This window comes from Pseudomonas sp. WS 5410, from assembly GCF_012985645.1.
GTDB lineage: Bacteria > Pseudomonadota > Gammaproteobacteria > Pseudomonadales > Pseudomonadaceae > Aquipseudomonas > Aquipseudomonas shahriarae.
Window position 1 is genome coordinate 163,134 of record NZ_JAAQWS010000005.1, and the last position, 12,064, is coordinate 175,197.

The following is a 12,064-nucleotide window of genomic DNA, read 5'->3' on the forward strand; positions in this document are numbered from 1 at the left end:
GGGGGCTCCTACAGGCTGGCGACCAGCGTTTGCTGATCGTCGTTGAAGTCCACCGCGACGATGCGCAGTGACACGGGGGTGATGGTCACGAAGTCATAACGCCGGCAGGTGCGGCCGTATTGCTGGATCAGTACCCGCAACAGCTCGGGGTTCTGCGACAGTTGGGAGTCGGAAAGGCGCAGAAGCACCACGTCCCAGTCCCGATCGGGCATACGCTCGTCGATCTCGACGTACCCCACGCCGAGGCGCTGCAGGATGCGTTTAAGCCCGGCCGTGCTGCCGGCATCAACCGCGTTGATGAAGGCGAATTTGACCCGCAGGCGGTACAGGCTTTCGGGTTCGTCCTTGAAGCGGCTGATATCCCGCTGCCAGGCCAGCAGATCGAGCACGGTCAAATGGCAGGTATCGGCATCCATCTGCAGCAGCGGCCATTGCAACCAGCCCTCGACCGTTTCCCACCACTTTTGGCTGGCGGCTTTGAGCTTGGTCAGTTGCGGGCCATCCAACCAGAACGGCAAATTGAGCTTGATCATGCGAACACCACCTGCAGGCTGCTGATCCGGGGAATCGTCAGCTCTGACACGATGTCGGCGTTATCGAAGCGCAACGACTCGATGCCGGCGAACTGCTGGTGGAGTTCCTCGCCCAGTCGGCTAAAGGAGAACCGCGACTGTGGATAGGTCAGCGTCGGTTGGTAGTCGCCGGTGCCGCTCTCGCGAAAGGCTGCACGGATGAATAGATCGACTTCGGCCTGCAGCTTGGTGCGCTGCTCGACGGTCAGCAGGCTACGTGGCCACAGGGTCAACTTCAGCGCGTGCTGGGTCTCAGGCATCACCATGACCAGCAGATCGTCACCATGGCCATGGTTGCCCTGGTCGCGGATATGCGCGTTGATTTGCTCCAGGTACGTCGCCGCCGGCACGTCCGCGTCGAACAGCACATAGGCATTGGCACTGCCTGGGCCCCGTGGGGCACCGTGCAGAAAGTACACGCCGTCGGGCCGCACGCCCGGGAAGCCGGCGATCATCGCCCGGTATACCGCATCGGTGTGCCACTGGTTGACCGCCGAAAACTGGTTGCGCACCCGTAAACGCAGCTGCTCGTCAGGCTCAGGATCTGCACCTGGTGCAATCAACCAGCCGTCAGCGTTGACCACCTGGGCGATACCGGCGATCGGCACCGGTAGGATGGCGTAGTAACCAGGGGCCAGGTTGTAGCCGCTGCCCACGTCCTGGGCCTCCACCGGCACTTCCAGCTGCATCAGCCCATCAGCAAAGGTCGCCGCCTGGGTGGTCACCAACTGGTAGATATGGCCATTGATCGCGGCCGACTGCACCAGGATGCCGGCGGGCAGCTCCAGGGCGCCGCCGGCAACGTCGCGGGTAAACAGCAACACGCCTTTGGCCTTGGTCGCGCCTTTGCGCTCCACGTTGACCGCCCAGGCCAACATGTCCAGCCACTTACGGACGGCGGTTTTGACAAAGAAGTTAGGCAGCACCGTGTCGCTGACGAAAGTGATTAGCCACATGACCGGCTTGGTCACCAGGGCCGTGATCACCCGCCAGAACGGTGAATAGGCGCTGGTGTTGCTCATCTTGCTCCCCTGGGCGGCGACTTCCTTTTCCCAGGCTTTGCGCAAACCTTCCTCGGTTACCGGAATACCGGACTCTGCCAGCGCCTGTTTAAAATCAACGTCGCTCACAGGGTCACCTCGATGTCGCCAAATTTCAGGGTTTTAGCCGTGACCAGGTACTGCCCGATTTGCACCTGGTTAATCAGGGCGGTACCGGGCACCAGGCGTTGATCGGCCTCCACCAGCAGCTCCAGTTGCTGGATGCAGTCGCGCTGACGCAACTTGCTGCGCTCGGCCACCAGCGTTACCAGCAGGCCGCTTTCGCGGATCATGTGCGCAATGTCCTGGGCGATGCTGGCCCGGTCATCAATCAGCAGCGGCTGACGGGACGGGTCCAGCGCCAGGTCGTTGTCGATGATCAACAGATCGATGTACTCGCTCATCCCCCCACCGCCATGGCCAACATGCCTTCCAGCTCCAGCGGGTTCATCTGCTTGCCGGTGTGAATGTTCACGTTCTCCACATGGGTGCCCTTGTTCTGGGTTTGGTTGTTGTTCTGGATGCTTGCCAGCAGACCGCCCCGGGGCACAGCGTCTGGCCGCCTCGGTGACAGGCTGGCCACAGAGCCGTTGATACGCTGCTGGCTTTGCTCGGCCTGCTGCATAGGTGGCGGCGCCAGTACCAGGGCCGGCGGTTGACGCGGCGGCTCCAGGGCGGCGAGTGGCTGCGCGATCGGCGCCGGGCCTTTCGGCACTGGGGCCAGGACCAAGGCTGGTGCTTGTGCCTGGGGCTGCAGGGCATTGAGCATCGGCGCAGGTTGTGCCGGCACTTTCGACGTGGCCGCCATCACCAGGGGCGGCGCCTGGATTGGCTGCTGGGCGGCGCCCACCAGCTGGGGCAGCAACGGCGCCTCGACCTGGGGCGCACTGATACCCGGCATTTGCGGCGGTGCCGGCATATCCCCGAACGCGGCGTCGATCTGCACGCCCGGGATCTTGTTCAGCATCTCGATCAAGCCATTGATGGCCTGTTTAAAGATGTTGACGATGCCGTCCCACGCCGCGCTGGCCATGCCCGCCCAGCCGCCCATAGAGCCAAACCAGTCAGACAACGCGGTCAGTTGCCCGCTGACCCACTGGAACGCCTCGCTGTTGAGTAGCGCACTGGTCCATTGGTCCCAATAGATGATCGCCGCCGCCACGGCCGCGACCAGGGCAACGATGCCGATCACGATCCACGCCACCGGGTTGGCCAGCAACGCGGTGTTGACCAGCCAGATAGCCCCTTGCCACAGCAGCATGGCGCCCTTGACCAGGCCCATCCACGCCACCATCAGCACCAGGCCGGCGACAAACGCGACCGCCATCACGGTGTGGTAAAGGAACATGGCGATGCTGCGCAGGCCCACCATGGTGAGGACTTTCCAGACCGTGACCAGGCCAAGCCAGACCATCTTCGACATTCCGACGGTCAGGGTGAGTAACGACAACGCGGCGATGATGCCGAACACCACCAACACGGCGATGCTGATCACCCGGGTGATATTGGGGAACAGTTGCGACCAGCGTGTCAGGGTGGTGGCCACGCCCGTCAGCCTGGCCATAAGCGGCTCCAGGATCGGCATCAGCGATTGACCGAAGGCAATGCGCAACGCCTGCACGGCAGCGGCGAACTGCTGCCACGGGTCTACCATGTCCTTGGCCATGCTCTTGGCGTTCTCCAGGCCGCGCACGTTGCCCAGCTGTTCCATGCCGTTTTTCAGCCGGCCGGTGTCGCCCATCAGGCTGGTGATCAGGCGCGCCGCTTCGCCGCCGAAGGCATCGCGCAGCTTCTTGCCGTTGGCCTCGATCGACAGATCCCCGAACTTGCCCTTGAGCTTGTCCAGGATGTCCATCATCGGCAGCAACTTGCCCTGCTGGTCCACAAAGGACATACCGAGCTTTTCCGAGGCACCGCTGACGTTCTCGAAAAACGCCTTGTACAGACCGCCCGCCTCGCCGCCTTCCATGCTGCTGCCCAGGGTGCCCAGGACTGCCATCTGTTCCGCCAGGCTCACGCCGGCAGTGCTGGCCAGGCCGCCGGCGGCCTTGAACGCCTCGCCAATCTGCGCGCCGCTGGTACGGAACAGCTTTACCGCCGTCGCCGTCTGGCCGGCCAGGGTTTCAACCCATTCGCTTTTGCCCATGGTATCGGCCTGGCCTTTGAACAGGCTGTACATGGTGCCGACGTACTGGCCCATGGTGTCCGCGTCGGATTTAGTGGCCTTGGCCAGCACGTTGCTGGCATTGGTCACCATCGCCAACTGGCTGCCCGTTAACCCCTTCATTGCGCCGTCGATGCTGTACGCCGAGGCCACAAAGTCCCTGGCGTTCTCGCCGTAGGCCACCGAAAACTCCAGCGACTTGCGGTTCAGCGCGCTCAACGCATCTTCGGCCACGCCCAACGATCGAACCTCGCCCAGGGCGCGATTCATCTCCAGGGCCGGTTGCAACGACTGATTGATGGCCGCACCCGCGCCCAGCAGACCCGCCAGGCCAAAGCCCATGGTCTTGATGTTCTTTTCGCTCTGTTCGGCCAGGTCAGAAAAGCCCATTTTCACCTTGCCCAGGGGCGCGGTGACCTTATCGGTCAGGCTCAGAATAAAGGCCAGGCGGGCGCTTTGGTCAGCCATCTAGGGTTATCCGTTCAGTGCGTAGGCGATGCCGTTAGCGATGGCGATTTCCATCCGGCGCCAGTGCTCGTTTTCCAGCCAATGGGCCGTGCCCATTACCTCGGCGGTGAGTTCGGCACCTGGTAGCCAGTGGTTGGCCAGGGCTACCAGTTGGCCAAGGCCGTTTTCGGTCAGTCGTTCGGCGTGGTCGAGGGCTTTTTTACGATGATTTCAACGTCCGGGCCGTACTCGTCCAGGAGCGCACCGGCCAATTGCATGACCAACACCGGGTTGCCCAACTGGGCCTTGAGGGTGGCGCGCTCTTCCTGCTTGACGGTGGTCACCAACAGGTTGTTCGCCGGCGAGACCTTGTTGTTTTGGGTCACCGCGTTGAAGTACTTGGTCACGTCCTGGGGAGTCAGCTCAAAGGTGAATTCCTTGTCGCCTACTTCCAGGGTGATCTCGCGTTTATCGTTCATGGGTGTTGCTCCGTTCAGGGGTAAAAGTAAGGTTCAGCGCAGGCAGATCCGGCGCACGTGGTCTTGCAGGCCCAGGATCATTTGCCGACTAAGGGCGAGCTGATCTCTGAGGGTGAAATAATCTTGTCGAGCGTCTGCAGTGAGTTCGGCGGCTCCTGCATCAGCCAGGCCGCCGGCGCCGGTTTTGCCGGCGGTTGGGGCGGTACAGGTAGCCTTGACTGGCAACCGCTTACGGCCAGTGCCAACATCAAGGCGCAAAGCATCGTTTTCAGCGCGTTCATGGTTCAGTTCCTGGGTTCGTTGAAGGTCGATGGCGTCACGGTCGGCCAGCATCTCGCCGCTGATCCGTGCGGCTTCGCGCAGCCCGGCCACTTCGGACAAGGCACTGTCACGCTCGCGGCGGGCGTCGTCGCGCTGGCCTTCCAACAGGCTAAAACCGAACCAGGCCACCAGGCACAGCGCCATCGGGAAAAGGGCTTCGCGCAGCATCACAAGCCCGCCTTGCATAGCTTGACCTCGGCCAGGCGGCGCGCGTGCAGGCCCGGGACAAACACCTTTTTGCCCTGGGCGGTGGTGATGAATGCCCAGACCGGTGTTTTGCCGTCAGGCGCCCAGGCCAGGGCCTCACAGCCGTCCTCGATGCGGCCGGCATTGATCAGACCCACGGCGCGGCTGGCGCAGGTGCTGGGTGTGCCGAAGTTGTGGCCATGGCTGCTCAGGGCATCGAAAGTGTCCTGGCCCACGTCCTGGTTGGTGATGCAGTCGGCAAGCTGCAGTTGGCCTTTGCTGACCACCAACTGCTCCACCTCATTGCACCGGGCATCTGACCAGTAGTCACCGACCACAACCGGGTAAGGGCTGGTGTGTCGGGTGATGCCCTTGCACACAGTCGGCAGGTCCTGGGCCAGCTTGTCCGCATACACGGTGTTCTGGCCGTTGCCTTCCCAAGTGCCCAGAAACACCCCCAGCGTTGAGCTGCACAGGACAATGGCGCCGACGGCGATCTTGCCGCGCAGACTCATGGCTTCACCTTCCAGTCGCGCAACATCTGGCGGTACTTCGGAACCAGCAGCAGGATCTGCAACACCATGTACAGGGCAGTCAGCATGTAGGCCACAGCCGACCAGTCGACGGCCCCGGTCACGCCAGTGGCTGCAACGCCGATCGCAGGCGAGACCTTGACCAAGGCGATGGCAGTGTCCTGGGCGGCCTGATTTGCACTCATCGCTGAACTCCTTTTTCGAAAAAAGACTGGCAAGGGACGCAACGGGTCTTGCCTCCGAGCGCCTGGCGCGAAGCAGGAATCTCGTCGTCACAGTCCAGACAGTGGCTACGGCTCGGCCCCGAGGGGCGCGGGCGGGCGAGCTGGGCCTGAATGCACCGCTCGCGCTCCAGCTCCTCGATCACCTTGGCGTGGTCGAGCCAATCACCCATCAGCTCAAGCCCTCGATTTCAGTGGCATCCAGGTACGGCACGCCGTTGATGCGGATAAAGTCCGGGCTGGTGACCTCAAACGGCACCTTGTGCTTGGTCTTCTCGCCGCCCTTCGGATCAATGCTCAACAGGCTGGAAACCTTCAACTTGCAGCCGAACGCTTCGATGCGCAGTTCGTCGTCGCCGGCCTTGGCAAAAAACACCGAGTCGAACGCGCCCAGCTTGCGAAAACTGCCGGCAGTACGGGCCGCGTCGATCAGCAAGCCGAAGTTGATCGAGTCCAATTCAAGCTCGCCAGCGGCCGACACATCGCCATCGACGTAGCCGTCAGGCACGCCACGGGTCTGCGCGGTCTTGCTGTTGTCGGTGATATCCAGGGTGCAGCTTTCGACGTGGACCAGGAGGTCGCCCAGGTTCACGTCAAAGTTCTTGCCGCCAATACGTGACATGGGGGGTTACTCCGAATCGTCGGTGGAAAGGTCCAGGGCGATGTTCGCCGTCAGGTCTTTCGGGCAGTTGTGGGGCTTGAGCTTGATAAACGCCTCGACGGCGGTTTTGCTTTTCCAGACCAGCACGATGTCGCCGTCTTTTGGCGATTCGATCTCGCCCGGGAACACCTGGCCGGCGAACTTGACCGACTTGGCCATCTGGCGCAGGGGCGCCATCAGCGCGTTGACGTTCACCGCCATGCTGTTGGCCGTGTTGTTCAGGCGCCGATCGGCCACGCGGCGGATCAACAGCGGACGCACCAGGCGCGCCGCCTTGTCGGCCAGGCGCAAATATTCGATCACCTGGTAGTCGCTGGCCGGGGTGTCCAACATGTTGCCGTCGCCCCAGTACACGCCCTGGTAGTCGGGATAGGTCTGCGAGACCGAGAAGCGAGCTTTGTCCAGCTCGGCGCGGATGGCAGACGGCAGCGGTTTGCCCTCGCTGTCGATCGGCACCGGACCCAAGCCCAGTACCGCACCGGTGGCCACACGCATGGGGCTGTCGGCAATGCTGACAGCGGCATTCGCCAGGCGACCGGCCAGCACGCCCTGGTCATTACCGTGGAGCTGCGGAACCACCAGCACACGCGGCGCGGCCACGCCGGCAGTGATTGCCTTTTGCTCGACCAGGTACTGCGCCCAGGTGAGTTGCGCCGCGATGCCGGCAGTCGCGGCCATGAAGAAGACGCGGCGCCCGTAGACGTTGCTCACGCCAATGGCCGCATCGTGCATGGCGGACAGTTCGTCGCCCTTCGCCACGGGCTTGGTGATCACCACGGCTTCAACGGAAAAACCCTGTTGCTGCGCGATATCCAGTGCCGTTTTCCAATCGCCTTCAGTGCCGATCGGCGCCGCCAGGCACGCCCAACGATCGCCGCCGTTCAAGCGTGCTGCAGTGATCTGGGTTTTCAGATCGCTTGCCGGAATGCCCAGCTCGTTGTCCAGATCGCTGTCGGTGTTGAGGGCGAGCAATTTGCCGGTGTTTTTCGGGCCGGCCCCGATGAACAGAAAATAGCGCTCGATCTCAGTCACGGCGCCTTGGCCCAGATTGAGATTGTTAACGCTGACTTTGCCAAGTGCCATGCTGTGCCTCGTTAGCGGGGTGAATTTAGGATTTGCTGCAGCACCTGGTTAACCAGCACGCTGGTGTCACGTTCGCTGCTCGCGCCGAGGAACTGGCGCTTGGGCAAGGTGATATCCCAGCTCTGCGCGCCGGTAGATTCGGTTCGTTCGTCGTTCAAAATGCGGATCAACAGGCCGGCCTGGGCGTAATTCACATGCTCTTGAATCCACGCCACTGACGGGCGGGTCAGGCTCTTTTTTCCCTTCTGCCGGGTACGAAAGCCCAGGCGGCGCAGACGCTTGGCCTGCTTGTCGGTGCAGGCGGTGCCTGGTGGAACCTTGTTCCAGCGGCGCATCTGCGCGGCCGTGCGCCGCTCTGAAACGCCGTTGTGTTGCTGGGCGGCTACCCACCGGGTCAGCGCGTTACGCCAGCCCAGTTCGGCCTCGTCGGCACTCACACGGGTGACCTGCAGCAGCTTGGCCAGGCCGGCTTCCATCTTCTTTTTGCCCTTGCTCGATCCCTTGCGGGCCTCGAAAGGCGAGCCGTCCAGATTCTGCTGATCGCGAACCCGCTTGCGGCTCATGGTCCGCACGCGCTTGGTCACGTTGTTGAGCAAGCGCCGGCGCAACTGCGGCGGCAGACTCAGCAGCGCCAGTTGCTCGCGCACGCCCAAATAGCCCCGTGCGTCCAGCTCCAGGGTGCTACGCGCCATGATCGACCTCGCCCTGTTCAGCGGTCCAAAGATCGAACGGGATAAACGCCCAGGTCTTGCCGAACGCCTCGATCTCGCCGGTGGGATCTTCGGCCAGGTATTGCGGCTCGATGAATTCCAGGGACAACTCCACGTCGAAGGTGTCGGCGTCCAGGGGCTCAACAGCGAACAGCGGCGCCGGCAGATCGTGGCGGTGCCGATCGGGGTCGTGGGTTTCCAGCCAACTGGCGACCAGGGCCATCAGCCTGGCCGGGTGGTCGGTGAAACGCTCCAGGGCGAACACGGCGCGATAGCGCATATCGGACATGTGCAGGCCTTCGCGATCGGGCTTCCAGATCAGTTCTAGGCTGACCTGTTCGGTCCAGCTGTCGAACTGCTCAGGCGCCACCAGGTCGCGGGCCATCAGGTAGGCAGTCAATGCCTTGAGCTGGATCACAGCAGAGCCGCCGTGATGCGGCCACGGCCCTGCAGCGCACGAACGGCCTGCTGGCTGAAAGCAAGAAAGGTTTCCGCCCGTTCCGGGGCTTCTTTGCCGGTGTTTTCGGCGCTTTCACGGCGTGTAACGGTGGCGAACTGCGTTAATGCGCTCGCCTTTGCGCGGCAGTACACGGCGCGTTTGTACAGTTTGATCTGGAAAGTGCGTTCCGGCAGCACGGTAGAGTCCGCGGACTCAACACTGCGCACGCCTGCGCCTTTCCATCGTTCTTTACACCGCACAAGGTCGTAATTGACCTCGACCATGGCCGTGTAAATTGCGTCGGCCAGCAGCTCTACCAGGTACTCCGCCGGCAGGCGTTGTTCTTTCTGGAACTCGGTAACAGAGAGGTCGGGCCAAAAGCCGTCGTTCTCTATTTTCTGCTCCACAAAGGTGGTGGGTTTCCCGGAAAAGCTCATTGCTGGCCGCTCAAATAGGGCGGGGAGCCTGTTTTTAGTGGGACGGTCCATAAATGGGCGCCTCACTTCCACAGGTCCCCGCTGGGGGGGGTAGTCGGTTATTCGGTGGCCGGGGTAGTGGCCGCTTGTTTTTCCAAGGCCCTGCGGACCTTTTTGATGCGGGTGTCATTGCCGGCTTTCGGGTAAAGCTCGGTGGAGCGCTCCAAATGCTTGAGCGCGGTTTCCCACTGCTCGGCCTCCATAGCGCGCATGCCAATCAACTTGTGGTACTTGCTCGGGATCTGCTCAGGCAGGTCCCATTCGCCGTCAACGCGGGGCAACAGGTCGGATAGGTAGGGCTCAGGGCTGCGGCCCGCGTTGTATTCGTCATAGGCCCACTCGGCTACCGCATCAGCGACAAAGGTCTGGATGTCGCGGCGCATGAAACGCTCCGGCATCTTCTGGCCCTGCTCCATCAGGAAGTCGGCCAGCTCCAGCGCGTCTTCGAACTGGGCGGTATCGAACAGCCACACCATCACCTGCACCGCAACGCGATTGGGGAAGTTCAGCCCCGATTCGCAGTAGCGCTGGACGTATTCCTGGTACTTGGGCAGCAGCTCGTCGCGCTTGAGCAACTGGCGTCCTGCCAAAGCTCCTTTCATCGCGCTTAGGCGCTCCAGATCCTGGTCCAATGCCGCTTCCTGCAACAGCAAGTGCTTGCGCGCATTGGCGGGACTGCTCAGGGCATCGGCCGGCGAGTAGGCCAAGCTTGCAGCAGCGGCGAGCGCCGCTACTGCAGTGCTGCCCAAGGCCAGGGTGCGGCGCTTGTGCGCCAGGGCCAGGCTCACGCGACCACCAGCTCGACGTTTTCAGTGAACGCGATCTTTTCCAGTTGCTCGATCACGTAGCCTTCGTTACGGCTGTTGTAGTCCTCGACACGGGAGCGTTTCGGGTTCTCGATCGTCTGCTTACGCCAGCTGGTGTCCTGGTAGTAGATCGAGAGGTTGTCCCAACTGGTGACCAGCACTGCGTTAACCGGGAAGTTCGGAACGCTGAATGCCGGCAGGCCACCATAGGTCGCGATGACCTGGGCGTTTTCGATACGCTCCTTTTCGGTCGGAGTGTCGCCCTGCTTGGTGTACAACTTGGCCTTGTCAGCAGCAAGCAAATCGGTACCGATGATTGCAACCAGGTCGCCGTCTTCGCGCAGGATCTCGTCCACCATTTGCTTGGTGTCATGCACCAGGGCATCGAGGTTGGCGTAGTCACCACCGGCGCCAAGCGTGACCTTACCGGCGGTGGTTCCCTCTTTCAGAACCTGCTGCGGGGCCTGCTCGCGCAGCTGCTGCAGCCAGCCTTTGTTCACGTCCTGCAGCTTGGGAAACTTCTCCAGGTCGGTCTGGGTAGCTGCGTGCGTCCCATGGAAACCGATAACGATTCGGTCCTGCGCGATGCGCTTCTGCACTGCGGCGGAATAACGCTCTTTGAAGTCGGGAAACTTCGCCCAGGCATCGATCTTGGCGTACGGAAGGCCCACGTCCGACTGAGTATCAGCCAGTTCGTATTGGGTGTTGTCCAGCGCCGAAGCGTCCTTGGCTTCGCGATCGGTGGTCTTGGTGTTGGTGCGGCCAGTGACCGGGCCATTCACACCAATGAAGACTTTTTCACCCTTGATCTCGCTGACTGGGGTGACGTTGATTCGCTCCAGGAAGTCAGCTTTCGCAGTGATAGCGTCGTTCAGTTCCTGAGCAATCGTGGGGTCCACACTGAACATGCGGCTCGATCGCTCGACGCCGTACGCTTCGGCCATCGCGTCTTGCAGCTCGGCATATTGTTTGGCGCCACGGGCGCTTAACGGCTGGGCCATGTCAGAGCACCCGCTTTTTAACAGGGGCTACTGGGCCGGTATTGCGCGGCAACTGGCGACCATTGGAGTTGTTCTGCAGAGCGGTGAACTGCTTTTGCAGCGCGACCATGCTCGCCAACAATGCCTTGTTGGTGGCACCACCTTTTCTGCTGAACTCGCGTTCATCTTCGGCGGTGGTGACAATATCGTCGACAGCTGCTGCTACGTCGTCGATTGGTGCCTGGTCGGGTTCTGGCGCGTCTGCGGCGGCGGGCTCAATTACAGCCTGAATGCCAGCAGCGACGACAAGCAGCTGCTCCAGCAGGGCTTTGAGGGCCGTTGCGGTAGCTTCATCCATTGGGGGTTTGCTCTCGGTTGGGGTGGTGGGTTCGGAGGGCACGGCATCCGTGGAAAAGCGCTTGAACAAACCAGTGAGTAAGCCGACCAACTTACCGACCTCACTCTGCGGCCCAGTTTCAAAGGAGCCCAGTTCAACGGACGCCGCGTAATACGTAGCTTTGTTGGTTTGGCGTGAGAAGTAGAGCTCTTGAGTGCCGAGGCTCGACGGCTCGTCGGTGACAGCAAGACCGGTAAGGTAAGATTTGCCACTACCTGCGAAATTCGGCCAAATCTCAATGCTGGTGAACAGCTTCTGCCCCTGATCATTCAGGTACAGCAGGCGGTCGTTGGGCTTGAGCTGGGCCTCTAGGGCAATCTGCCCTTCCTCCAGGTCATCGGCATCTTCAACTAGGCGGACCGCGTAAACAGTGCCGAAAGAACCTTCCGCACGTTTGTGATCACACCAGATCACGGCCGTGTATTTTGAAGGTTTGTAGGTTTCAGCGATGTCGCGCAGCTCCTGGGGAAGGATCTCGCGACCATCGGCGGTGATGCCGCTGGTGGCGACACGTTTCCAGAATGAAACAAGGGAACGGGGCATGGGCGA

17 protein-coding genes are annotated in these 12,064 nt (G+C 61.8%); all 17 read right to left on the reverse strand.

From position 1 onward, the window contains the following. Positions 1-8 precede the first annotated feature (8 nt). Entirely contained in the window at positions 9-533 is a 525-nt protein-coding gene (locus HBO24_RS09835) for a phage tail protein (RefSeq protein WP_038442366.1), read from the reverse strand. Then, entirely contained in the window at positions 530-1,702 is a 1,173-nt protein-coding gene (locus HBO24_RS09840) for a baseplate J/gp47 family protein (protein ID WP_170059619.1), read from the reverse strand. Before HBO24_RS09840 ends, HBO24_RS09835 begins: the two co-directional genes overlap by 4 nt. After that, complete coding sequence (locus HBO24_RS09845; RefSeq protein WP_169870746.1) at positions 1,699-2,016, reverse strand: DUF2590 family protein; 318 nt, start codon at positions 2,014-2,016, stop codon at positions 1,699-1,701. The genes HBO24_RS09840 and HBO24_RS09845 overlap by 4 nt, the downstream gene beginning before the upstream one ends. After that, a complete protein-coding gene (locus HBO24_RS09850; protein ID WP_170059620.1) occupies positions 2,013-4,244 on the reverse strand; it encodes a phage tail tape measure protein in 2,232 nt (743 codons plus the stop codon). The genes HBO24_RS09845 and HBO24_RS09850 overlap by 4 nt, the downstream gene beginning before the upstream one ends. A 170-nt stretch (positions 4,245-4,414) precedes the next feature. Further along, positions 4,415-4,702, reverse strand: coding sequence for a putative phage tail assembly chaperone (locus HBO24_RS09855; RefSeq protein ID WP_170059621.1), 288 nt, complete (start codon positions 4,700-4,702; stop codon positions 4,415-4,417). Between the two features lie 33 nt (positions 4,703-4,735). Then, positions 4,736-5,191, reverse strand: coding sequence for a lysis system i-spanin subunit Rz (locus HBO24_RS09860; protein ID WP_170059622.1), 456 nt, complete (start codon positions 5,189-5,191; stop codon positions 4,736-4,738). Then, complete coding sequence (locus tag HBO24_RS09865; protein ID WP_170059623.1) at positions 5,191-5,724, reverse strand: lysozyme; 534 nt, start codon at positions 5,722-5,724, stop codon at positions 5,191-5,193. The genes HBO24_RS09860 and HBO24_RS09865 overlap by 1 nt, the downstream gene beginning before the upstream one ends. Next, positions 5,721-5,927 carry a hypothetical protein gene (locus HBO24_RS09870; protein WP_128593228.1) on the reverse strand — a complete coding sequence of 69 codons (207 nt, stop codon included), beginning with the start codon at positions 5,925-5,927 and terminating at the stop codon, positions 5,721-5,723. Before HBO24_RS09870 ends, HBO24_RS09865 begins: the two co-directional genes overlap by 4 nt. Beyond that, the gene (locus tag HBO24_RS09875; RefSeq protein WP_170059624.1) at positions 5,924-6,136 is read right to left on the reverse strand and encodes a TraR/DksA C4-type zinc finger protein; all 213 of its coding nucleotides are present in this window, start codon (positions 6,134-6,136) and stop codon (positions 5,924-5,926) included. Before HBO24_RS09875 ends, HBO24_RS09870 begins: the two co-directional genes overlap by 4 nt. Next, a complete protein-coding gene (locus HBO24_RS09880) occupies positions 6,136-6,585 on the reverse strand; it encodes a phage protein (protein ID WP_169871832.1) in 450 nt (149 codons plus the stop codon). Before HBO24_RS09880 ends, HBO24_RS09875 begins: the two co-directional genes overlap by 1 nt. Positions 6,586-6,591: 6 nt before the next feature. Continuing rightward, positions 6,592-7,707 carry a DUF2586 domain-containing protein gene (locus tag HBO24_RS09885; protein WP_170059625.1) on the reverse strand — a complete coding sequence of 372 codons (1,116 nt, stop codon included), beginning with the start codon at positions 7,705-7,707 and terminating at the stop codon, positions 6,592-6,594. Positions 7,708-7,718: 11 nt separating this feature from the next. Next, the gene (locus HBO24_RS09890) at positions 7,719-8,399 is read right to left on the reverse strand and encodes a phage virion morphogenesis protein (protein WP_128593225.1); all 681 of its coding nucleotides are present in this window, start codon (positions 8,397-8,399) and stop codon (positions 7,719-7,721) included. Further along, a complete protein-coding gene (locus tag HBO24_RS09895; RefSeq protein ID WP_170059626.1) occupies positions 8,389-8,835 on the reverse strand; it encodes a phage tail protein in 447 nt (148 codons plus the stop codon). The genes HBO24_RS09890 and HBO24_RS09895 overlap by 11 nt, the downstream gene beginning before the upstream one ends. After that, positions 8,832-9,293: a head completion/stabilization protein gene (locus HBO24_RS09900; RefSeq protein WP_170059672.1), complete on the reverse strand. Its 462-nt coding sequence runs from the start codon at positions 9,291-9,293 to the stop codon at positions 8,832-8,834. The genes HBO24_RS09895 and HBO24_RS09900 overlap by 4 nt, the downstream gene beginning before the upstream one ends. 98 nt (positions 9,294-9,391) lie before the next feature. Further along, complete coding sequence (gene gpM, locus HBO24_RS09905; RefSeq protein WP_170059627.1) at positions 9,392-10,120, reverse strand: phage terminase small subunit; 729 nt, start codon at positions 10,118-10,120, stop codon at positions 9,392-9,394. After that, positions 10,117-11,139 (reverse strand): phage major capsid protein, P2 family, encoded by a 1,023-nt coding sequence (locus HBO24_RS09910; protein ID WP_169871837.1) that lies wholly within the window; start codon positions 11,137-11,139, stop codon positions 10,117-10,119. The genes gpM and HBO24_RS09910 overlap by 4 nt, the downstream gene beginning before the upstream one ends. A gap of 1 nt (position 11,140) precedes the next feature. Beyond that, positions 11,141-12,058, reverse strand: a complete 918-nt coding sequence (locus tag HBO24_RS09915) for a GPO family capsid scaffolding protein (protein ID WP_170059628.1) — start codon at positions 12,056-12,058, stop codon at positions 11,141-11,143. Positions 12,059-12,064: the final 6 nt, after the last annotated feature.